Genomic DNA, 20,897 nt, shown 5'->3' on the forward strand with positions numbered 1-20,897 from the left:
CGGTCACTCGCTGCGCAGGGCACAAGGGAGAACGCGCCCTAGCAGGCGTGACCCGGCTCGTGCTTGTCAAGCGGAGACGATGAGACCACCGTAACGCGACGAGGAGCTCGCACCCGCATGAAGCTCGCCTCTCTCCGCGGCCCCGGCCGCGACGGCACGCTCATCGTCGTCCGCCGGGACGGGCTCGCCTACGCGCCCGCAGGGGTGGACTTCCCCACGTTGCAGGCCGCGCTCGACGACTGGGACCGCGCCGAGCCGGCGCTCCGCCGCCTCGCCGACGCGATCGAGCGCGGCGGCGCGGCGGTCTCGCCGCTCGTCGTCGAGGAGCTCGCCGCGCCGCTGCCGCGCGCGTACGAGTGGATCGACGGCTCCGCGTACATCCATCACATCGTGCTCGTGCGCAAGGCGCGCGGCGCCGAGCCGCCCGAGACGCTCACGACCGATCCGCTGGTGTACCAGGGCGGCTCCGGCGTCCTGCTCGGGCCGACCGACGACATCGTCCTGGCCGACGCGTCCTGGGGCCTCGACTTCGAGGCCGAGGTCTGCGTCGTCCTCGGCGACACCCCGCAGGGCACGCGCCGCGACGAGGCCCACCGGCACATCCGCCTGTTCCTGCTGGCGAACGACGTGACGCTGCGCAACCTCGTCCCCGCCGAGCTCGCGAAGGGGTTCGGGTTCTTCAGCTCGAAGCCCGCCACGGCGTTCTCGCCGTTCGCCCTCACGCCGGACGAGCTAGGCGACGCGCTCCGCGACGGGCGCGTCCACCTGCGGCTCCGCTCGACCTACAATGGCGCGCTCATCGGCGATCCCGAGGCCGGCCCAGAGATGCACTTCTCGTTCTTCGATCTCATCGCGCACGTCGCGAGGACCCGCAGCTTCACGGCCGGGACGATCCTCGGCAGCGGCACCGTGTCGAACCAGGACCCGGCGCGCGGGGTGTCGTGCCTCGCCGAGAAGCGCATGCTCGAGATCCTCTCGGGCGGGGTGGCCAGGACGCCGTTCATGAAGCCAGGAGACACGATCATGATCGAGATGCTGAATCGCTCGGGAGAGAGCCTGTTCGGGCGCATCGCGCAGCGGGTGGTGGCCGGATGAGCGCCGCGGTCCAGGGGATCACGCTCTACGGCTACTGGCGCAGCTCGTGCAGCTGGCGCGTGCGCATCGCCCTCGCCCACAAGGGGATCGAGCACGCGTACCGGCCGGTGAACCTGGTGCGGGACGGCGGCGAGCAGCTCCGCGACGACTACCGGGCCAGGAACCCGATGGCGCAGGTGCCGCTGCTCGAGCTCGATCAGGGCGGCGCCGTCCGCCGCGTGTCGCAGTCGGTGGCCATCATCGAGCTGCTCGAGGAGCTGTTCCCGTCGCCGCCGCTCCTGCCGGCGGATCCGTACCTGCGCGCCAGGGCGCGGCAGCTCGCGGAGATGATCAACTCCGGCACCCAGCCGATGCAGAACACGGCCACCCTGAAGTACGTGCAGAACGAGCTCGGCGGCGATCAGAGGGCGTTCGCCCGGCGCTTCATCGGGTCGGGCCTCGCCGCGTTCCAGGCGGCGGCGGGCGAGCACGCCGGGCGGTTCTGCGTCGGCGACGAGGTCACGGTGGCGGACGTGTTCCTCGTGCCCCAGCTTTACAACGCGCGGCGATACGAGGTCGACCTCGCGCCGCTCTCGACGCTCACGCGGATCGAGGCGGCGTGCATGGCGCTGCCCGCCTTCCAGGCCGCCCACGCCGACCGCCAGGCCGACGCGGTGCCGGACGGCGCGTAGCGCGACGCGGCGTGGACCCTTCGCGACGGAGGACCCGGATGGCCAAGGTGGAGTCGATCGGCATCAAGCGGTTGGAGGCCTTGCACTACTACGTGCGCGACCTCGAGCGGAGCCGCAGGTTCTACACGGAGAAGCTCGACTTCCAGGAGACCGCCGCGAGCTCGCCCGAGCTCAACGCGGCGGCGGCGCAGCGGTCCGTCGTCTTCCAGGCCGGCGAGTGCGCCATCGTCTGCTCGCAGCCGCTCGGCGAGGGCGGGCGGGCGTGGCGCTACCTGCGCAAGCACCCCGACGGGGTGGGCACGATCGTCTTCGAGGTCGAGGACATCGACCGCGCCTTCCGGCTGCTCGACGGCCGCGGGGGCACGCCGATCGACGAGATCCACCGCGCGACCGACGGCGGCGGCACCTTCGCCTCGTTCTCGATCACGACGCCGTTCGGGGACACCACCTTCCGCTTCGTCGAGCGCCGCGGCTACCCCGCGCTGTTCCCCGGCTGCGTGGCCCACGACGCGCCGCGCGGCGGCGACAACCGGTTCGGCATCGCCCGGTTCGATCACATCACCTCGAACTTCCAGACCATGGCGCCCGCCCTGCTCTGGATGGAGCACGTGCTCGGGCTCGAGCCGTTCTGGAAGATCGCGTTTCACACGAACGACGTCGCCAGCGACGCCGGCCACGGCTCGGGCCTGCGCTCGGCCGTGATGTGGGACCCGGGCTCGGGCGTGAAGTTCGCCAACAACGAGCCCTACCGCCCCCATTTCAAGAGCTCGCAGATCAACGTCTTCAACGAGGAGCACCGCGGCGACGGCGTGCAGCACGTGGCGCTCGCGGTGGACGACATCCTCACGGGCGTGCGCGGCATGCGCGCGCGGGGCGTGGAGTTCATGCCGACCCCGCCCGCCTACTACGACATGCTGCCCGAGCGCGTGCGCCAGCTCGGCATCGAGCAGATCGACGAGGACGTCGCGGCGCTGCGGGAGCTCGAGGTGCTCGTCGACGGCGACGGCGCGCGGTCGTACCTGCTCCAGATCTTCCTCAAGGAGTCGTCGGGCACGCACCGCGATCCCGACGCCGGACCGTTCTTCTTCGAGCTCATCCAGCGCAAGGGCGACCGCGGCTTCGGCGCCGGCAACTTCCGCGCGCTGTTCGAGAGCATCGAGCGGCAGCAGAAGGCGGAGGGGCACGGCTGATGCTCGACCGCGTCGTCGCGGGCACCGTCCCCCGCAAGCACCACATCGCCCTGCGGAGCGAGGCGGGGGAGCTCCGTTACGAGGAGTGCCTGACGCGCGAGGGCTTCGACGGCCCCTACACGATCGCCTACCACGAGCGCCGGCCGCACGAGCACCGGGCCGCGCCGGCCGCGCACGGCTTCGCGCTGCCTGTCGCCGCGCCGCCGCGCCCGCTCGCGAAGCGGCACTACCGGTCGCAGGACCTGCCGCGGCGCGGCGGGCCCGCGATCGACTGCCGCGCGCCGCTGCTCTTCAACGACGACGTGGTGATCGGGCTCGCCCAGCCCGACGCCGCCGATCCGGTGTACTTCGCGAACGCGGACGCCGACGAGCTGTTCTTCATCTTTCAGGGCGGCGGCGTCCTGCGCACGATGCTCGGCGACCTGCGCTTCGAGCAGGACGATTACGTCGTCGTCCCGAAGGGGCTCTTCTACCGCTTCCTCCCCGACGCCGCGCCCCAGCGCTGGCTCTCGATCGAGGCCGCGGGCCTCCACCTGCCGCGCCAGTGGCGCAACGAGGTCGGCCAGCTCCGGATGGACGCGCCGTACTCGCACCGCGACTTCCGGCGGCCCACGTTCGTCGGCCCGCTCGACGAGGGCATCCGCGCGCTCGTCGTGAAGCGCGGCGGCGCGTTCCACGGCTTCGCCTGCGAGCGCTCGCCGCTCGACGTCGTCGGCTGGGACGGGACGGTGTACCCGTTCGCGTTCCCGATCCTGAGCTTCCAGCCGCGCGTCGGGCTCGTCCACCTGCCGCCCGACTGGCACGGCACGTTCGCCGCGCGCGGCGCCCTCGTCTGCAGCTTCGTGCCGCGCCCGGTCGACTTCCACCCGGAGGCCGTCCCCTGCCCCTACCCCCACTCGTCCGTCGACTGCGACGAGTTCCTTTTCTACTGCCGCGGCAACTTCACCTCGCGCCGCGGCGTCGGCCCCGGCAGCATCTCGCACCACCCGGCCGGCGTCCCGCACGGGCCGCACCCGGGCGCCTACGAGGCGAGCCTCGGGAGCCGCGAGACGAGCGAGCTCGCGGTCATGCTCGACACGATCCGCCCGCTCACCGCCACGCCGGCCGCGCTCGCTGTCGAGGACCCGGCCTACCAGGACAGCTTCATCGCGGGCGCCTGATCGCGCGAGGGCGAGCGCTCAGGGCATCTGGAAGAAGCAGAGGTTCGTGCACTCGCCGAAGCGCACGTTCTCCTCCGGATCGAGCCCGTTCAGCCCCGCGCAGGACGTCTCGGCGATGCAGCGCGCGTTGCACTCGGTCTGTCCGATGCACGACGCGGGGTCGGTCCCGAGGGGCGCGCCCTGTCCGCACTCCGTGAGGCGATCGTTGGCCAGCTCGCAGGCGGTGCGGAAGACGGAGATGCCGCACTCGCCGAGGCGCGCCTCCTGGTCCTCGCAGCCGTCGAAGAAGAACACGTCGTCCTTGCACTCGAGCTCTTCCTCGAGGCAGACGAGGAGCTCGTCCAGGGCGCCGGCGCAGCTCGCCTCCGCCGCGGCCTTCCGCGTGGTCTCTGCCTCGTCGAGGCACTCGAGGTACCTCGCCTCGCTGCAGCCGGTGCAGTCGCAGACGGCGTCGCAGGCGCGCTCGTCCGGCGAGGGGCAGCCGGCGACCACGAGCGCGCCGCCGGCAACGGCCGCGGAGAGGAGCGCCTGCAGGGGGCGCGACGGGCGGGGCATGGCGGCGCGCACGCGGGCCTGCTCCCTCACTTCGGCATCTTGCCGAGCCGCTCGAGCAGCGCGCGCACGAGCAGCGGCCACGCGACCGTGGCGTCCGCGTACACCTCGGCGAAGCGGCCGCCCTCGCCCGGCGCGGTGAACTTCCCCCAGCTCACGCCCTCGGAGTAGGTGCAGCCGGAGAGGCCGCCCCAGTGCACGGGCTCCGGGCAGATGCGGACGCCGTACTGGAACCGCGGGTGCTCGACCTCGATGTCGAGGCGGTCGCCGACGATGTCGTAGAACGGCGCGACCTGCTGGGCCCAGTTGCGCGGCACGCCGCCGCCGATGGTGAAGATGCCGAGCCGCTTCTTCGTGCGGACCAGGCGGGCGTAGCTCAGGAGGTCGAGGAAAGGGTTGTACGGCGGCGGCACGGCCTCGCGCCACACGTCGAAGCCCGGCTTGTCGCCGTGCTGCGCCTTCACCTTGCGCAGCATCCACGTCGCGACGTCGAGGCCCATCTCGCTGTCGGTGAAGGCGGGCACGTAGACGGGCACGTTGCGGAGGTACGCGCTCCGGAGCACGCCGGGCGAGTCGCCCATGTCGGCCAGCGCCTTGCCGAGCTGGCGGCAGATGATCTCGCTCGACCAGGGCGACCCGGGGTCGAGCTTGTCGAGCTCCTTCCGGACGAAGACCTCGATGGCGTTGAGGTTCTTCTCCATCTCGAGCGTGTCGTAGACGCGGTTGTACCCCTTGTCGAAGTACGTCTCGTCGGAGATGGTCGGGTTCGCCTTGTAGTGGGTCAGGCCGACCGCCTCGCTCAGCCCGTGCGCCATGAGCGCCCCGGTGCTGATGATGCAGTCGATCATGCCCGCCTCGATCATCCGGACGATGACGACGCCCATCTTGGCGACGGTCATCGCGCCCGAGAAGGTCGCCACGACCAGGCAGTCCTCGTCGCGCACCATCGCCTCGAGCACGTCGGACGCCTCGCCGAGCGCGCGGCCGCTGAACGCGGTCTTGCTCATCGCGCGGAGCAGGTCGTCGAACGACCCGATCTTCAGCGGGTCGAGCGCCTCGAGCGGGACGAGCTTGTCTTCAACCCCATCGCCGAGATGGCGGTGCGAGGAGCGCGGATGCTTCGAAGAGGACATGGCGCGCGAACATATAGCCGCGCGGGGGGTAGGGCGTCGAGCACGAAGCTCCTCGCGGCGCGCGCGAGCTCAGGGCCGGACAGGCAGGGAGCACGCGAGGCGGCGCGCTGCTGGAGGCGTCGTTCCTCGCAGGGTTCCGCGCGCGGTTCCTCCGGGTCTCCCAGCGCCTTCGCCGATCCCAAGCTCGCCGCCTTCGGCGCGCCGGGCCGCGAGATCGGCGCGCACGAACGCGGGCGGGCCCGCGCCGGGGCGCGCCTCGCCGCGCCGATCGGGATCGATCAGGGCGGCGATCTTCGCGACGCAGGCGTGACCGCCTGACACGCGGACGTCATAGACCGCCGCGCTCGCGGGCGCGCCGTGGCCGTCGACGGTCGCGAAGGCGCTCGCGCGATCCAGCAGGAAGCGCGCGCCGCTCGGGCGCGCACCGCACGCCGGCAGGCGGGTGAGATCGGTGCGGACATTCGGGGCGATCTCCCAGCCGTCGAGCGGCAGGAGCGGCGGGGCCTTCGCGAGCGCGCCCGCTGGCAGCCCCTGCGCCGGCGCCTCGCGCGCGCCCCTCTCCGCCGCCGCCTGCGCGGGCGCTCGCGGCGCGGTCTTCTCCGCGGGAGGGATCGGCACCGTGCGGGCGAGCGCCAGATCGCGAAAGCTGAGCAGCAGCGGGACGCCGGCGCTCGTCGGCTGCCCGAGCGCGCGCGCGCCGCGGCCCGCGAGCGCGGCGATCGGCCGGGGCGCCTCGCCCGAGGACCACACGACGAGCCACGCGTCGCGGATCCACGCGATGGGCCCGTCCGGCGCCTCGCTGAAGGCGATCTCCGCCTCGGGCATCAGCTCCTGCGGCACCTCGGCGATCTCGGCGCCGCCGCCGCGGCTCGCCCGGACCAGGAGGTCGCGGCCGGCGGCGCGCACCCCGAAGACGACCCGGTCGCCGGACGCCGCGAACCGCGCGAGGGTCGCGTCGCCGCCGACGCCCTCGGGCGCGGGGCCCGTCCACGCGCGCACCCTGCCCTGGAGCTCCGTCGGGTCGAGCCAGCGCAGCGTCCACGTCGCCCGCCGCGCCGCGGCGCCCGTGCCATGGGCGCCGCGCTGGCCGGCGCCCCCGGCGGCGCCGTCGGACGCGCGCACCTCGAGCGCGGCGACCGTGGAGAGCAGGCCCCAGCGGCGGTCGCTCGCCGACGAGACGTGCCCCTGCCCGGCCGGTCCCGGCCGCGCGTCCCCCGCGAGCAGCGCGAGCGCCGCCTGCGCGCTGCCCGGCGGCGGCACCCCCGGCGAGCCCGGCGGCCCCGGCTGCGTCGAGCAGGCGAGCGCGCGCTCCGGGAGCGCGGGCGCCGGCGGCGGGCGGTGCGGCAGGAGCGGCGCGGCCCCGGGCGCCGGCCCGGCGGCGGGCGCGCTCCTGTTCAAGAGCAGCGCCGGCCCCCAGCCGACGCGGAGGTGAGCGTCGATCTTCAGGCCGACGTCGTTGACGGCCAGCACCCCGGGCTCGGCGAGGAGGTCGCCGAGCTCCGCGATCGCGCGCGCGGCGCTGGCCGGGACCTCGACGGGCGCCCACGAGCGGCCGGCGTCGGACGACGCGAGCACCTGCCCCTCCCCGACGGCGACGCCGTGGCCGGCGTGGATCAGGGCGTGCGCGGCGCCGGCCAGACGGGTGCGCGAGGCCTGCCCGCCGGGAGGCGCGACGACGGCGGTGAGCTCGCCGGCCTCGTCGGCCACGACGAACGACAGGGCGCCGTCGTGCCCCTCCTCGATGGGGCTGACCACGTGGACGTCGCCGCCCCCGTCGCGCAGCCAGCCGAGCGGGATCAGGGGCTGCTCCCTGCCGCGGGCGTCGATGACCGCGACGTGGGCGCCGGGCGCGGCGCCCGCGCGGCCGTCGCCGCCGCGCGGCGCGGGCGCCGGGCGGGCCGCAGGCGCCTCGCGGGGGGCGACGTCGCTGTCCCAGAGGCCGCGCACGATCGCGATCCGGCCGTCGGAGAGCGGGCCGGCGCCGCGCCAGTGGATGTCGGTGCCCGGGCGGACCGTGATCCACTGCCCGCCCGGCTGGCGCACGCACGCGCTGCCCTCCTCGTCCGCGTCGCACGGCGCGAGCAGCATGGCGCCGCCGCTCGGCGACACGCGGAGCTCGGCCTCGCCGCTCCGCAGGACGACGGGCGGCTCGCCGCCCAGGCGGCCGCCGGCGAGCGGGACCTGGAGCACGCCGAAGGGGTCGTGGACGTCGCGCCGCGCGGGCGCCTCGTCGCCGAGCGCGCAGGCCACCCACGCCGACCGCCCCGCGCGCCCCGCGCCGCAGGCGTCGACCCAGGCGCCGCGGCCGAAGGGCGCGAGCTCCAGCAGCGCGCCGGAGGCGAGGTCCACGCGGGCGAGGAGACCGTGGCTCGCCGCGACAGCGAACCCCGCCCCGCGGGCGCCGCTCGCGATCGCGACCTCGAGCGGGTGCCGCCCGGTCGCCTGGATCCAGCGGAGCAGCGGCGCGCCGGGGTCGGTCGCGCGGCCGTCGAGCGCAGGGGACGCGGACGGCGCGGGCGCGAGCCGCGCCTCGGCGACGTGGATCAGCGCCTCGCGCTGCTCGGCCGCCAGGGCCGAGCCCCGCGCGAGCGCGAGCAGGTCGTCGCCGCGCAGGCGCAGGCCGTCGAAGCGGAGCAGGTCCGCGGGGTCGCCCGCCTGCCCGTCGCCGCCCGGCGCCGGCGCGACGGGGCGCCACGACGCGCCGCCGTCGGCCGTGACCGCGAGCCCTGCCGCCTCGAAGAGCCCGGCCCCCTGCTGGAGGTCCCGGAACGCGACCGCGCGGAGCGGCAGCGCGGGCAGGCCCGGCAGCGCGCGCGGCTGCCCCGTCTCGACGTCGAGGAAGGTCGGGACGTCGGAGGCCGCGTCCCAGACCGCGACGACGCCGGGTCCGCCGCCGATGCGCAGGAGCTCGGTCTCGGACCGGGCGAGGAGCGCCGGCGCGCCGAGCGGATCGTCGAAGCGGTAGACGCCGTGGACCCCGCGCCCCACGAGCCGCGCGCCGGCGGCGGACGGCACGAGCGTGAGCTCGACCAGCGGCTCGGGGCAGGCCGCTGTCTCCAGCCGCGCGGCGCCGTCGCTCCCCACGAGGAAGCGCCTGCCGCCGAGCAGCGCGACCGTGCCGCCGGCGACCCGGGGGCCGATCGCTGTCGCGCCGCTCGCGTCGACCCAGCGGGCGCGCAGCGGCTCCGCCGACGGCGGCGGGGGCGTCGCCGCGGGCGCGCGGCTCTCCCCCGCCGCGGGCCGGGGCGGCGCCCCCCCGCAGCGGACGAGCGCGAGCGCCGCGAGGAGCACGGCGGCCCCCTGCGACCGGCGCGGCGGCGCTGCGAGGCGGGGAGCGCCCGCCGCTCTGAGCTGCGTCATCGCCGCGGAGACTACCCTGGATCCTGGGCAGCGTCGGCGCCCGGGCCGCTCGCGGCGTCGATCCCCCCACCCGGACTCCAGACTCCAGCCGAACCAGGGTGTCCACGGACACCGAGAGTCGAGGGAGAGGCTCAGTGGACGGTCGGCGCGGCCGCGGCCGGCGGGCTCTCCAGCTCCAGATCGGCGGCCCGGCGGCGGGCGAGGATCGCCATGAGCCCCTTGGCCCCGAGCACGGCGTAGTTGGACACGCAGTTGTTGAAGATCGCGTGGACCCGCTCCGCCTGTCCGGCGAGCCGCTCGACGGTCTCCGCCCAGGGATCGAGCTCCGCGGGGTCGTAAACGTACCTGAACTTCTCGCTCACGCTGACGGACGCGTCCCAGGTCTCCGCGCGCCGGCCGTGGAAGCGCACCACGACGAGGCGCGGATCGGCGACGAGGGCCGTGGGAGGCATGCTGTTCGCCTTGCCCTGCGGCTCGTCGACGACGACGTAGGAGGCGCCGAGGTCTCGCAGGAAGTCCACGACGCGCTCGATCCGGTCGGGCTCGCCCCACGACGCGTGCCGGAGCTCGACGGCGAGCGGAACCCCGTCGAGGCGCGCGCGGCAGTCCTCGATGACCCTCACGTTGCCGCGCGTCGCCGTGAACCACGGGGGGAACTGGAAGAGCACGTACCCGAGCTTGCGCGCCTCCTGCAGCGGCGCGATCGCTTGCCTGAAGCGCTCCCAGAGGACGTCCCTGGCCTCGGCCGGCAGGTCGCCCGGGTAGAGGCGCGGCTTGTCGAGGAGCGCTCCCGGCAAGGCGCGCTGGAGGTCCGCGGGGAGGCGGGCGGGCTCCACCGGGTGCTGCGTGAGCGGCGCGAACGCCTTCATGTTGAACACGAAGTCGGGGTCTGTCCGCCTGACCCACTGCTCGACCATCGCCGGGCCGGGCAGCGCGTAATAGCTCGAGTTGACCTCGACGACGGGGAACTGGGACGCATAGAACCGGAGCCGCTGCTCCGGGCTCGACGCGCCCTTCGGATAGAACCGCTGGCTCTTCACCAGGGTGGGGTCGGTCCACCCGGCGGTCCCGGCGAGGACGCGGCCCTGGCGGGCGGGCACGGGCGCGCAGGCCGCGAGCGCGGTGGCGCGCGCGAGCCGCTCCTCGTGCTGGTGTGGAGTCTCCTCTGACGGCGACCGCGGCGGGTCGCACAGGGCTGCTTCGCGCATATCGAGAACACCATAAGGCCGTTCTCCGGCGAAGGAAGCGCTCTCCCGAGATGCGATGAGCGATGATCGACATTTTCTCGGAGCTCCTCTCTCCTTCACTCCCACCCCCGCCCTGACCCCACGCTCGCTCGACGCACTCACCCCATTACGCTCAACACCCACCGATTCTCATGCGACAGGCGATCACGCCGGGGGTCGCGCAGATCGGTGGCCGCAGTGGCTCGCCAGCGCGCCGCGACGACGTGCCCCGCAGGCGACCCCTCGAGAGAGGGGTCCCGCTGTTGCTCCGCCCGACCGGACCGCCCCATCCGTCCAGCGGCCGCTGCCGCCGACGCGCCGAGGCGGCGGCCGGCTCAGGTCGCCGCGCCGGAGCGGTGGTTCGAGGCGCCCCGCGCCGGCCGGCGCCGCCTGTGTTCGCTTCGGCCCCCTTCGGGCCGGGACCTGGCCTATGCTGCCTTGCTGCCCGGACCGAAGGGCGCCCGCGCCCTACCTCGCCGCGGTTCGCGGGTGAAGTGCTCCTCGCGACGCGCAGCACGTCGAAAGGCCAAGTCGATGAACAAGAAGACTCTCCTGGAAAAGGTCACGGCGGCGAAGCAGGAGATCGCCGCTGCAGAGGGCAACCTCGAGCAGGCGCTCGGGGCGATACAGGTCGCGCCGCGCGCGGACAAGATGGCGGTCAGCGAGGTCGTCAAGGAGGCGTTCACGAAGCTGAAGGCCGCGAGGACGAACCTCACCGAGCTGGAGGGGCTCGTCCTCGCCGACGAGGACTGAGCGCGCGGAGGCGGCGAAGAACCGCGGCCGCGCCGACCTCCCGGCCACGCGCTCGGAACGGGACGGAACGGCGCGGAGCGCAATGGGATCGGGATGGCGTGAAATGGTTCAGCTTGCCTCGCGCGCTCCTGTGTTCGTCATTCCCGTCGAGGTCTTCCGCACAGGGTTCCTCGGGCGCGGCGGCCAGCGCGGCGCGCCGCCGTGATTGGCTGTCCCGCGCGACGCCGGATCCGACGCAGGCGCTCTTCCGTTACACCAGCTCGTCGTCGATCGACGCCATCCTGGCGAGCCCAGATTGTGCATGCGCGGCCCCCTCACCTGCGCTATACTGAGTGAGGGCAGGGGCTTGGTGCATTCCTGCGAGCGAGAGGTGGTCGATGTATTCAGCGAATCGTCGCAGGAATATCGAGCGGGAAGAGCGCATGCTCCTCCGCGGCAAGCGAGAGCAGGCGGCTGGCAAGCTCCTTCAGAAGGTCCCGGAGCTGGCGAGCTTGAACCTGGAGATCCGCGAGACCCGGTCCAATGGGCTCGCCAACGACACGCAATACATCCGCCGAGTCGTCGTCGAGCACGCGCACGCGCTGTTCGAGATGCCGTGCTCGTACTCCTCCTGCGACAACGGCGGTTACGACGTGACGCGGGAGATCCTGAGCGCCCTCCAGTCGGGCGCGGCGCGCTTCGAGGGTGAGTGCGCCTGTCGGGGGAGCTGTGGTGGCGAGTTCTGCTCCAGGGTCCTCCGCTACGTCGCCACCGCCACGTACCGCGCCGGCGCCGACGCCTAGGACGAGCGGTCGTCGCCCGAGGCGCGCCTCGGGCGACGAGGCGCCATCGGACGGACGTCGCCAACGGCCGAGCCCACCCAGCCGTCAGGCCATCGAGCGCACCGGGAACGAGCGGGGATCCCGCATCACTCCGGGCGAGGTCGACCGACCGGTCGGACCGCACAGCAGATCGTGAGAAAGCGTCGTGGGAAGCAGCCTGGCCGCGGGGCCGGGCCTGAGGAGGCGCTCTCGTTCCGCCCGGCGGCTCAGAGCGCCGGGCGAGACGGCCGGATCACGGCGTCTCGGGCTCGAGATGCCGGCGCCACTCGTTGCGGGCGCTCGCGTACGCGGTTCGGGCCGCGAGCTCGCGCTCCACGCCGGTGATGGCCGCCATCTTGCGGTGGAGCATCTCGGTGGGGAGGGTGATCTCGACCTGAGTTCGCGCTTCACGCAGCGTTCCGGGCCACCCGCCGGCGGCGGGGCGGCCTTCGCGATGAAGGTCTTGCCGCCACCGCTTCGCCCATGCCTGGCCGAGCGTGGTCGCGCTCTGCTCGATGAACTGTTGCCGCGCGGTGGTCTGCGCCGAGCTGTCCAGATCGCTCGCTGGTTCGGACGGGGCGCTCTCGGCGCCCAGGCTCGGCGCTGCGGTCTTCACTCGACGACCGGAGGCTGAGGCCCGGGGATGATCCCTGCGATGTCCGGATCCTCTCCCGGTGAAGCGCTGTCGCCAGGCCCCTTTTCCCTGCGGCGCGCGACGCGGTTCGCGTCTTTCTCGCGCTGCTTCTCCTGCCGTGCGCGTTCCTTCTGCCGCTTCAATGCTCCCTGCTTCTGCATGCGGAACCAGGCCTTTCGGCGCCCTCTGGCGCGTTCATCGGCGCCATCTGGCGCGTTCTGAAAGCGCAAACGCGGCGGCGCACGAGCGCCGCCGCGCCGCGCTGGTGATCAGTACCGGTCGCGACCGCCGCCGCCGCGGCCGCCGCGGCCACCACCGCCGCCGCCGCCGTAGCCACCACCGCCACCGCCGCCGTAGCCACCGCCGCCGAAGCCGCCGCCACCACCACCGCCGCCGCCGCCGAAGCCGCGCGCCGGGCGCTCCTGCGCCTCGTTGACCTTGAGCGCGCGGCCGTCGAGGACGGCGCCGTTCATCTGCGAGATGGCGCTGGTCGCGGCCTGGGCGGAGCCCATGGTCACGAACGCGAAGCCGCGGGGCTGCCCCGTCTCGCGGTCGGTCGGCATCGCGACCTCACGGACCTCGCCGGCTGCGGCGAAAGCGGACTCGAGGGTCTCGCGGGTGGTGCTGAACGAAAGGTTTCCGACGTAAAGACGATTTCCCATGCGATCCTGCTCTTTTTACGGCCTTCTGTTGCGCCATGTGGCGCTCTCGGTCTGCCATCCGACGAAGCCGTAACGGATCGAACGGAGACGTGCCGCGCGGAACTCCCGCGCAGTCACACGGTGCGTCGTCCAGTCGTCCGAGCGAGCTGCAGTCTCCCTCGTGCAGAAGAGGGAAGAGGGAAAGCGTCGTGTCGAGGGCCAGGGACGTTCGTGAGGAGGAGCATCCTAGCCCGACGCGACGTCTTTCGCAAGTAGCCGTTCCGTCTTCCGTCGCCGGGCCTTCCGTCGGGGATGTTGAGCGAGCGAGGGCGTCGAGAGCTTCGCGAGCGCGGCGGCTTCGTCCTTCGTCCAGGGCGCGCGCTCCGAGCCAAATCCTGCGTAACGGGCAAGATGAGGGCATGGACACGGCGATTCGCGATGAGGTGTTGAAGCGATGGCGCGCGCGCGGCTTTCACGGTGGGCTCTGGACCGACCCGCCCGGCCGCGTCTGGAAGGACTACGTTCACGGCGAGGACGAGCTCTTGATGGTGCTCGAAGGGGAGCTCGAGCTGGAGTTCGGGGGACGGACGATCACCCCCGGCATCGGCGAGGAGATCGAGATCCCGGCCGGCGTGGTGCACACGGTGCGCAACCAAGGGGGGACGACGGCCCGCTGGCTGTATGCTTACGGACGACTCGGGTGATCGCCGCGCGCGCCGGCCTCTGCGGCGGCGACGTCCCTCGGCGCCGCGGGCCCATAGGCCGCGGCGCCGGCCTCGGCGGGGGCGGAGCGGCTGGCGAGCCAGAGCCAGAGGACGACGGCGCCGAGCGCGATGCGGTACCAGCCGAACGGCGCGAGGCCGTAGCGCTTGAGGTAGCGCAGGAAGACCGCGATCACGAGCAGGGCGACCGCGAACGAGACGGCGAGGCCGACGCCGAGGGCGGCCGGGCCGCCGGGCGCGTCGAGGAGGGCGCGGCCGTTCTTGGCGAGGTCGAAGATCGTCGCGGAGCCGAGGGTCGGGATGGCGAGCAGGAACGAGAACTCGGCGGCCGCGGCGGTGCTGAGGCCGGAGAGCTGCCCGCCGACGATGGTGGTCATCGAGCGCGACGCCCCAGGCCAGAGCGCGAAGCACTGCGCGAAGCCGATCGCGACGGCGCGCTGGAGGGTGACGTCCTCGAGGCGGGGGGCGCCCTGGTCGGGCTGGCGCCGGCGCACGGCCTCCACGGCGACCATCAGGATGCCGCCGACGATGAGCGCGACGGCGACGGGCCCCGGGCCGAAGAGGTAGGCCTTGATGGCCTTGTGAAAGAGCAGGCCGACCAGGGCCGCGGGGAAGAAGGCGAACGCGAGGGCGAGCGCGAGCCGGAGGCTGTCCGGATCGCGCCGGACGATGCCGCGCACGGTGACGGCGAGGCGCTCGCGGAAATAGACGACGACGGCGAGGACGGCGCCGAGCTGGATCACGATATCGAGCGTCTTCGCCGCCTCGCTCTGGTGGCCGAGCCACGCGCCGAGCAGGATGAGGTGACCGGTGGACGAGACGGGGAGGAACTCGGTCAGGCCCTCGAGGACCCCGAGCAGGACGGCATCGAACCAGAACATTGCGCGGAGGATAGCCGCACCGGGGTCGCCGGGGATCGGGCGCGTGCGGGCTCGACCCGCGTGGCGGAACGGCGGCGCAGCGGCGGCGGCGAGGTGAGCCGCTTCACGCTTGACATTTTTGAGACGCCTTGGAATCACTTTCGCCCGACGCTCCGCGCCGATCACGCTGGCGGGCCCGTATGGCCGCTGCGCGCACCTCGTGGTGGCCCTGCGACGCAGACAGGAGCAGCCTTGCCGGAGAGGCTGCCGACCCGATGAAGATCACCTTCTCCAATCTGGGAACGATCAGGCGGACGACGCTGGATCTCGCGCCGCTCACGGTGATCATCGGGCCGAACAACTCGGGGAAGACGTACGTGGCCTACGCGACGTACGGACTGTTTCACGGCGGGGAAGAATCGTTCCTTGTGGCGCCCACTCCACGTGCCGTGTTCCGGGGGGATGCCGTGAAGATCCCCATCGACAAGCACTTTCAAGGCGTGGTCGCTCGCATGGCCCGCTCACGGTCCGAAACGCTCGGAGGACAGCTCGAGACGTTCTTCCAGGACTCCAGCGGCAAACTCTTCTCGAACACCAAGCTCGGGTTGGACATCGAATCGGCCGATGTGCGAGCTGCCGTGGAAGGCACGCTCAAGCGATGGCCGTCCCCGCCCCAGATCTCGGATTGCGCCGCTCGGCTCCCGGACTCACCAGAGCCGCCGCGCGATCCGGCGGGCGAGCGCCTTTCTGGCGAGGTGCAGCCTGCGGGCGGCCGTGGACGGGCTCAGGCCATGCGCCCTGGCATGGGCGGAGATGGTCCGGGGACCTGCCGCCGCGAGGAGGAGTTCGCGATGTGGCGCGGGGAGCCCGGCGAGCGCGCGGAGCGCGGCCCGGGCCAGGAGCCTGCCTTCCGGGGCGACGCTGCCCTCGTCGACCAGCGCGCGCGGCTCGTCGACCGGGACCTCGCGGCGGACGTGAGCGCGCCCCAGATGGTGGCCCGCCTGCCGCCACGCGATGCCCCGCAGCCACGCCTGGAGCGCGCGGCGCGGGTCGGCCCCCGGGTGGGGACAGTACCTGCCGGCCTGGACGGCGTTCCAGGCCGCCAGGAGCACGATCTGGAGCAGATCCTCGCGATCCCGCGCGGGGACACCGCACGCGACGAGCGTGGCCTCGATCAGGCGCCGCTCCGCGAGGAGGGCGCCCGCGGGCGGTGAGACCGCGGGGCGGAGCGGCGCGGAAGACGGCGGAGCAGGCGGCGCACCGCGCGGGCGACGGGTCACCGGGATCTCCGGCGCAGGACGACTCGGCGGGGCGGGGGGAGGCTGCGGGGAAGGTCGTCGCCGAGGAGGACGGTTCTGACGACGCGCCGGAGCACGCCACTGTCACGGCGTGCGGCAAGCCAGCGCTGCTTCTCGGACGGCGCATCCATGCGCGCGAGTTCTCTGAAGGTCTCGCGATTCGCTGCGAGATCGATCGGACGCGCTCGGTTTCAGACGCCTGATTGCGCCGGAAGCGCGCGGCGGCTTGGCAATCGTCGGCGCGCGAGGGCTGGCTGAAGGGATCGGAGCAAGAGACCTGAACGGCCAGGACGCCAGGATAGGAAGAGATGAAGTTGCTGGCGCTCAGGGTGCCTCGACGGTTTGCTCTGTCCGTCGAGCCATCGAGAGGAGGTAAGGAGAAGAGAGAGGACTCGCCTTCACGGGGTGCCGGTCAACGCATCCTCGATGGCGGACAGGTACGCGCTGCCCGGGAATGAGGTGCGGAACCGCGCGGCTCGCGCCGCGGCCTCGGCGCGCCGGCCGTTCTGCTCGAGGGCCTGGATCGCCAGGGTCTCACGTTGCTGGGCTCTCGGGCTGCGGGGATAGCTCCGCGCATGGCGGTCGGGGGCGTCGAGCGCCTCGGCCGCCCTTCCCGCGCCGAGCGCGGCGATGGCGCGCTGGATCAGGGCCAGGTCCGCGTCCAGCGGCGGGACGGCCGCCCTCGCGCCGGTCGCGGCGGACGGCGCCGGTGCGGCTGCCGCCGACACCGAGGACGCCGGCGCAGAGGCCGCCGATGCCGGGGACATCGTGACGTCGACGCGCGCCGCCGTGACGCCCGAACCGACCGCGACGGCCGCGAGCGCGCCGCCGCGCGCCAGGGCGACCTCCGGCGGGGCGGCGCGCGACCGGAGGGCGTGGGTCGCGCCGGAGCCAGCCCCGGCGCCGGCCAGGAACAGCGCCGCGCCGGCCACGACGAGCTTCGCCCGCGCCGCCTCGAAGACCTCGAAGCCCGCCCTCGCCATGCGCGCGGGGGCGCGGCTCGCCTCCACCCCAGCGGCAGCCTCCAGCGCCTCGTCGTCGGGCGAGAAGGCCTGTGCGGCATCGCTGACGGGCGCGCTCCCCTCGCCCTCCCCGGAGGCGAGCAGCCCCTGGAGCCGCGCCCACAGCAGCGCGCCGAGGTCTTCCGGCAGGTCGAGCCGCGCGTCCCCGAGATCGAGCAGCAGCGGCCCATCGGCCAGGGCGAGCGGCGCCAGCGCGAGGCGCGCGCCATGCACGCCGAGCGCGTCGCGGTCGCGCGCGCAGAGCCGCCTGACCGCGGCCGCGAGCTCCTTGCGGGCGCGCCGCAGCCGGTCCCATGCGGTGTTCTCCGAGAGGTGGAGCGCCTCGGCGATGCTGCGCATGTCGACGCCCTCGAGCTCGTACAGGATGAAGACGGCGCGCCGGTCGCCCTCGATGCCCTGCACGAGCGCCCGGACGATCCGCTGCGTCTCCGCCCGCGCGCACAGCTCCTCCGCGTCGCACCCCGGATCCGCGACGTCGATGCGCTCGGCCTCGGAGCGCGCGAGCAGCTCGCGCCGGTTCCTGGCGAGCCGCTGGTGCCGCAGGGCAAGGTGCGACGCGATGCCCGCCACCCACGCCTTGATCGGGAGGCAAGGGTCGTATTCCTCGAAGCGGCGGTGGACGACCAGGAACACGTCCTGCGCCACGTCGCGGAGGTTCCGCGCCGGGACCCCCATCCGCCAGAGCACCCGGAGGACGTAGGGCAACAGGCTGGTGTAGACCTCCTCGAACGAGGGCCGCGGCGGCGGCGCTGCCGAGGGCTCAGGAACGGCGTCGGGGGCGGGGGCCGGCGACGGCCGGCGGGGTGGTGACTCCCTCATCGTTGTCCCTTGTTCCGGCGAGACGGGCCGGATTGTGGCGAAATCGTCCGCGGTCCAGAAAAAGGACCGGGGGGCGGGCGGCTCCGCCCGGCGGCTGCCTGCGGCCTCTTCGTAGGCCACCGCCGCCCTGGCGTATTACGTGACGCATCTCCATTCCGTTGCGAAATCGTGCGCGACCGGAGGTCGACTGGGCCTGTCGCGAGCTCTTGGCGCGCTCTGGGCCTCTCGTGGCCGGGGCTGGCTCAGCAGGCGTGGACGGGTGCGAGATGTTCGCCATGGATCGAGTAACGATGCGGTGGTTGCACGAAGGCCCCAGGCGTAATCCAGGAGCCGAGGGGGCTTCTCGCGTCGTTCTTCCTGTGCTTTTGTGCGGAGGCGCTCGTGCCGTAGCACGGCGAACCGGGCCGCTGCGCCGCTGCTCGAGAGGGGATGAGACGATGAGAGCGTGGGGTCGACCTCTGAGGGGCGGGAACTGGATGGCATGGAGCGCCACGGTCCTCGTGCTGGGGACCTGGGCTGGTGGCTGTGGAACTGCCGAAGCCTGGTACTGCCCCTGGGATCCCGAGCCTGGAATCAAGAGGACCCCCTGTCTCGTGAACGAGGAGCCTATCGATGGCGGTGACGGCACCGATGCGTGCGGCGATGCCGGTCCCGACGCAGGCGACGCCTGCAACGACGCGGGTGCGGACGACGACCTCGACAGCGCCATGGCTCCCGGGTTCGACCCCACCCTGCCACAGGCCTGCCCGGGGCAGTGCGCGCCCAGGGCGCCGCTCGGATGGTCCGAGCCGGCGCTGCTCTGGGTCGGCCCGCCCGACCAGGCGCCGGACTGCCCCGCCTCCGCGCCCAGCGTCGGCTACGAGGGCCATGCAGACTTCACCGCGCCGCCGCACGAATGCCCGACCTGCCTGTGCGACCCGCCGGACGCCTCGTGCGAGCTGCCGGCCGCGTGGCGCGCCCACGCCAGCTTTCCTTGCGACGTCCCCGGCGTGATCGAGACCTCGTTCGCGGCACCGGACGGATGGGACGGCGCGTGCAGCTCGACGAACGCGGTCGCCGCCGGACAGGTGTGCGACGGCGCCCTGTGCGCGCAGTCGCTCGAGATCCCCGCGCCGCGCGTGCTGCCCGGAAGCTGCGCGCCGAGGGTCGTCGAGGGACCTGGAGGGCCGGAGGAGCCAGGGACCGGCGGGAGCTTCGCGCTCCTCGCACGGGCGTGCACCGGTACCTTGGTCGCCTCGTGCGGCGATCCCGGGACGACCTGCACCCCGGCGCCGCCGGCCGGCGACGGCGCGCCGCCGGAGGGATTCCTCACGTGCATCCACCACGAAGGAGAGCACGACTGCCCGGCGACCTACCCGGACCGGCACGTCTTCTACTCGAGCGCCGAGGACACGCGCGGCTGCGCCCCCTGCGGCTGCTCCGAGCCGAGCGGAGCGACGTGCAGCATCCTGGCGTCCGCGTTCAGCGACGTCGCGTGCTCGCAGTTCGTCGTCGGCGTGGTGGTGAGCTCCGAGGCCCCCTTCTGCGGCGCGATCTCCCCCGGCACGGCGCTCGGGAGCAAATCCGCGAGCGTTGTCAGCCTGGAGCCAGGCACATGCGCACCAGCGGGCGGCGAGCCTGTGGGGGAGATCGCGCTGCGCGGCGCCGCGACGTTCTGCTGCCTGCAGGAGCCGCCCGTGCCTGCCTGATACAGGCTGGGCCCAGGCCTCTCGGCAGGCTCATCGCATCGCCAGCGGACAGGTCATGCTGCAGAGCTCCAGGACGGATCGGCCGCAAGCGCAGGGTACCACCGACGCTGCCACAGCGCTGAACCCCTGCATGGCCGCGCGAGTCGCTGTGGGGTTGCTGCACTTCAGTACAGACCGACGACGCGCAGGGTTCCCGCCCTGGAGGTGCCGCCCACGAGCAAGCTCGCATCGCCAGGCAAATAAAAGGCGGATCGCGCGATGTTGGCCAGGAGCTCACCCGTGAGCTGTACGGCGAGGTGATCCGAGAACGGGATCTCCACGCCGCCGCGCAATCCGAGCCCCGCGTAGGGGAGCTCCGCTTCTCCATCGAAGTTGACCAGGCCCGAGTACCGCACGCGGCCTGTTGTGACGAGGCCACAGCCGAAGAACGAGGCTGCATGCCCGCAAGGGACGACCGAGCCACCGAGCCAGGACACCCCGAAGACCCTGCCTCGGTACGGCTCGGCGGCGACCGGCGGGTGCCAACCTCCCTCCAGCGAGAGCGAGAACGCCTCCCACCGTGCACCCACCGATGCCGAGACCCCGACCGCCGGGGCTGGCGCGATGCCGCCGGCGATCAGCGCCCCCAGGCCGACCTGAAGCCGCGGCCAGGCCAGCGAGGGGCCCGGGCGCCGCACGGGCCGCGCCGGAGCGGCGGGCAGGCACGGCTGGCACGGCGGCACCGACGCAGGGGCCGCCGCGCGCGGCGAGGCCTCCGGCGCCGGCAGGGAGGCCGCCTCCGGCGCCGGATCCGCGGGCTCTGACGAAGCACGGGGCGGCGACGGAGCCAGGGGCGGCGGCGCCGGCTCCCTCACCGCGCGCGGAGGGCGCAGCGCGATGGCGAGGGCGGTGCCGACGTCCTCCACGAGCGCCCCGCAGGCTGCGTTCGTGAGCTCCTGGCCGCCGAGCCGCCGGCCGTCGCCGTCGTACAGCGCGATCTCCGCAAGGAAACGGCGCCCCTTGCGCGCGACGACCACCTCGACGTGCCGGCCGCCGCCGTCCACGAACGGGTCGGTCCCGCCGAGCTGCGCGGCGACGACGTCTCGGAGCACCTGCTCGTCGGGGCAGCCCTCCGCGCCGGGGCCGCGCGCGTAGGACAGCCGCGCGCCGCCCGGCGGAGCCAGACCGAGGGCCGGCGGCGCGACCAGCAGCAGGGACACGACAAGACTCCACCCGAGAATGTTCAGACGTGGATGGCGCAAGGGACTCCGCTCGAGCGTCAGGCACCGGATCC

General features: G+C 73.5%; 19 protein-coding genes. 9 read left to right on the top strand and 10 right to left on the bottom strand.

The window, feature by feature from the left end; all coding sequences use genetic code 11:
* The first annotated feature begins 117 nt into the window (after positions 1–117).
* From WME76_RS28685 to WME76_RS28700, 4 genes are read left to right on the top strand one after another with little or no spacing between them, the layout of a single operon-like run.
* A complete protein-coding gene (locus WME76_RS28685) occupies positions 118–1,095 on the top strand; it encodes a fumarylacetoacetate hydrolase family protein (RefSeq protein ID WP_433928093.1) in 978 nt (325 codons plus the stop codon).
* A complete protein-coding gene (maiA, locus tag WME76_RS28690; protein WP_437955447.1) occupies positions 1,092–1,766 on the top strand; it encodes a maleylacetoacetate isomerase in 675 nt (224 codons plus the stop codon). Before WME76_RS28685 ends, maiA begins: the two co-directional genes overlap by 4 nt.
* Before the next feature lie 38 nt (positions 1,767–1,804).
* Complete coding sequence (locus tag WME76_RS28695; RefSeq protein ID WP_437955448.1) at positions 1,805–2,956, top strand: 4-hydroxyphenylpyruvate dioxygenase family protein; 1,152 nt, start codon at positions 1,805–1,807, stop codon at positions 2,954–2,956.
* On the top strand, positions 2,956–4,116 hold the full coding sequence (locus WME76_RS28700; protein WP_437955449.1) for a homogentisate 1,2-dioxygenase: 1,161 nt from the start codon (positions 2,956–2,958) through the stop codon (positions 4,114–4,116). Before WME76_RS28695 ends, WME76_RS28700 begins: the two co-directional genes overlap by 1 nt.
* Positions 4,117–4,134: 18 nt before the next feature.
* Here the strand turns inward: WME76_RS28700 and WME76_RS28705 are convergent, their stop codons facing one another.
* The 4 genes from WME76_RS28705 to WME76_RS28720 all read right to left on the bottom strand — a co-directional run bounded on the left by WME76_RS28705 (position 4,135) and on the right by WME76_RS28720 (position 10,369).
* Positions 4,135–4,701, bottom strand: coding sequence for a hypothetical protein (locus WME76_RS28705; RefSeq protein WP_437955450.1), 567 nt, complete (start codon positions 4,699–4,701; stop codon positions 4,135–4,137).
* Entirely contained in the window at positions 4,698–5,801 is a 1,104-nt protein-coding gene (locus WME76_RS28710; RefSeq protein WP_433928102.1) for a deoxyhypusine synthase family protein, read from the bottom strand. Before WME76_RS28710 ends, WME76_RS28705 begins: the two co-directional genes overlap by 4 nt.
* A gap of 69 nt (positions 5,802–5,870) precedes the next feature.
* Complete coding sequence (locus tag WME76_RS28715) at positions 5,871–9,161, bottom strand: hypothetical protein (RefSeq protein ID WP_437955451.1); 3,291 nt, start codon at positions 9,159–9,161, stop codon at positions 5,871–5,873.
* Between the two features lie 131 nt (positions 9,162–9,292).
* Positions 9,293–10,369, bottom strand: a complete 1,077-nt coding sequence (locus tag WME76_RS28720; RefSeq protein ID WP_437955452.1) for a DUF72 domain-containing protein — start codon at positions 10,367–10,369, stop codon at positions 9,293–9,295.
* Between the two features lie 552 nt (positions 10,370–10,921).
* Between WME76_RS28720 and WME76_RS28725 the strand changes: the two genes are divergently transcribed.
* A complete protein-coding gene (locus WME76_RS28725; protein ID WP_437955453.1) occupies positions 10,922–11,140 on the top strand; it encodes a hypothetical protein in 219 nt (72 codons plus the stop codon).
* Between the two features lie 377 nt (positions 11,141–11,517).
* Positions 11,518–11,922: a hypothetical protein gene (locus WME76_RS28730; protein WP_437955454.1), complete on the top strand. Its 405-nt coding sequence runs from the start codon at positions 11,518–11,520 to the stop codon at positions 11,920–11,922.
* Positions 11,923–12,193: 271 nt separating this feature from the next.
* On the opposite strand, the gene WME76_RS28735 is transcribed toward WME76_RS28730, so the two are convergent.
* The 3 genes from WME76_RS28735 to WME76_RS28745 all read right to left on the bottom strand — a co-directional run bounded on the left by WME76_RS28735 (position 12,194) and on the right by WME76_RS28745 (position 13,236).
* A complete protein-coding gene (locus WME76_RS28735; protein WP_437955455.1) occupies positions 12,194–12,556 on the bottom strand; it encodes a hypothetical protein in 363 nt (120 codons plus the stop codon).
* Complete coding sequence (locus WME76_RS28740) at positions 12,553–12,735, bottom strand: hypothetical protein (protein ID WP_081426496.1); 183 nt, start codon at positions 12,733–12,735, stop codon at positions 12,553–12,555. Before WME76_RS28740 ends, WME76_RS28735 begins: the two co-directional genes overlap by 4 nt.
* 108 nt (positions 12,736–12,843) lie before the next feature.
* The gene (locus tag WME76_RS28745; protein WP_437955456.1) at positions 12,844–13,236 is read right to left on the bottom strand and encodes an RNA recognition motif domain-containing protein; all 393 of its coding nucleotides are present in this window, start codon (positions 13,234–13,236) and stop codon (positions 12,844–12,846) included.
* A 398-nt stretch (positions 13,237–13,634) separates the two neighbouring features.
* On the opposite strand from WME76_RS28745, the gene WME76_RS28750 reads away from it, so the two are divergent.
* A complete protein-coding gene (locus WME76_RS28750; protein WP_437955457.1) occupies positions 13,635–13,919 on the top strand; it encodes a cupin domain-containing protein in 285 nt (94 codons plus the stop codon).
* Here the strand turns inward: WME76_RS28750 and WME76_RS28755 are convergent.
* Entirely contained in the window at positions 13,901–14,818 is a 918-nt protein-coding gene (locus WME76_RS28755) for an undecaprenyl-diphosphate phosphatase (protein WP_437955458.1), read from the bottom strand. The genes WME76_RS28750 and WME76_RS28755 overlap by 19 nt on opposite strands.
* A 254-nt stretch (positions 14,819–15,072) precedes the next feature.
* Between WME76_RS28755 and WME76_RS28760 the strand changes: the two genes are divergently transcribed.
* Entirely contained in the window at positions 15,073–16,011 is a 939-nt protein-coding gene (locus WME76_RS28760) for a hypothetical protein (protein WP_437955459.1), read from the top strand.
* A 482-nt stretch (positions 16,012–16,493) separates the two neighbouring features.
* Here the strand turns inward: WME76_RS28760 and WME76_RS28765 are convergent, their stop codons facing one another.
* Positions 16,494–17,936, bottom strand: coding sequence for an RNA polymerase sigma factor (locus WME76_RS28765; RefSeq protein ID WP_437955460.1), 1,443 nt, complete (start codon positions 17,934–17,936; stop codon positions 16,494–16,496).
* Between the two features lie 593 nt (positions 17,937–18,529).
* On the opposite strand from WME76_RS28765, the gene WME76_RS28770 reads away from it, so the two are divergent.
* Complete coding sequence (locus WME76_RS28770) at positions 18,530–19,624, top strand: hypothetical protein (protein ID WP_437955461.1); 1,095 nt, start codon at positions 18,530–18,532, stop codon at positions 19,622–19,624.
* A gap of 164 nt (positions 19,625–19,788) precedes the next feature.
* On the opposite strand, the gene WME76_RS28775 is transcribed toward WME76_RS28770, so the two are convergent.
* Positions 19,789–20,823: a hypothetical protein gene (locus WME76_RS28775; RefSeq protein ID WP_437955462.1), complete on the bottom strand. Its 1,035-nt coding sequence runs from the start codon at positions 20,821–20,823 to the stop codon at positions 19,789–19,791.
* Positions 20,824–20,897 lie beyond the last annotated feature (74 nt).

This window comes from Sorangium sp. So ce119 (assembly GCF_051524405.1).
GTDB classification, from domain to species: Bacteria; Myxococcota_A; Polyangia; order Polyangiales; family Polyangiaceae; genus Sorangium; species Sorangium cellulosum_G.

What these genes read in the sequence shown, in the direction of transcription:
- WME76_RS28685 (WP_433928093.1), top strand. Translation starts at nt 118, where the DNA reads ATGAAGCTCGCCTCTCTCCGCGGCCCCGGCCGCGACGGCACGCTCATC.
- maiA (WP_437955447.1), top strand. Translation starts at nt 1,092, where the DNA reads ATGAGCGCCGCGGTCCAGGGGATCACGCTCTACGGCTACTGGCGCAGC.
- WME76_RS28695 (WP_437955448.1), top strand. Translation starts at nt 1,805, where the DNA reads ATGGCCAAGGTGGAGTCGATCGGCATCAAGCGGTTGGAGGCCTTGCAC.
- WME76_RS28700 (WP_437955449.1), top strand. Translation starts at nt 2,956, where the DNA reads ATGCTCGACCGCGTCGTCGCGGGCACCGTCCCCCGCAAGCACCACATC.
- WME76_RS28710 (WP_433928102.1), bottom strand. Translation starts at nt 5,801, where the DNA reads ATGTCCTCTTCGAAGCATCCGCGCTCCTCGCACCGCCATCTCGGCGAT.
- WME76_RS28715 (WP_437955451.1), bottom strand. Translation starts at nt 9,161, where the DNA reads ATGACGCAGCTCAGAGCGGCGGGCGCTCCCCGCCTCGCAGCGCCGCCG.
- WME76_RS28720 (WP_437955452.1), bottom strand. Translation starts at nt 10,369, where the DNA reads ATGCGCGAAGCAGCCCTGTGCGACCCGCCGCGGTCGCCGTCAGAGGAG.
- WME76_RS28725 (WP_437955453.1), top strand. Translation starts at nt 10,922, where the DNA reads ATGAACAAGAAGACTCTCCTGGAAAAGGTCACGGCGGCGAAGCAGGAG.
- WME76_RS28730 (WP_437955454.1), top strand. Translation starts at nt 11,518, where the DNA reads ATGTATTCAGCGAATCGTCGCAGGAATATCGAGCGGGAAGAGCGCATG.
- WME76_RS28740 (WP_081426496.1), bottom strand. Translation starts at nt 12,735, where the DNA reads ATGCAGAAGCAGGGAGCATTGAAGCGGCAGAAGGAACGCGCACGGCAG.
- WME76_RS28745 (WP_437955456.1), bottom strand. Translation starts at nt 13,236, where the DNA reads ATGGGAAATCGTCTTTACGTCGGAAACCTTTCGTTCAGCACCACCCGC.
- WME76_RS28750 (WP_437955457.1), top strand. Translation starts at nt 13,635, where the DNA reads ATGGACACGGCGATTCGCGATGAGGTGTTGAAGCGATGGCGCGCGCGC.
- WME76_RS28755 (WP_437955458.1), bottom strand. Translation starts at nt 14,818, where the DNA reads ATGTTCTGGTTCGATGCCGTCCTGCTCGGGGTCCTCGAGGGCCTGACC.
- WME76_RS28760 (WP_437955459.1), top strand. Translation starts at nt 15,073, where the DNA reads ATGAAGATCACCTTCTCCAATCTGGGAACGATCAGGCGGACGACGCTG.
- WME76_RS28765 (WP_437955460.1), bottom strand. Translation starts at nt 17,936, where the DNA reads ATGAGGGAGTCACCACCCCGCCGGCCGTCGCCGGCCCCCGCCCCCGAC.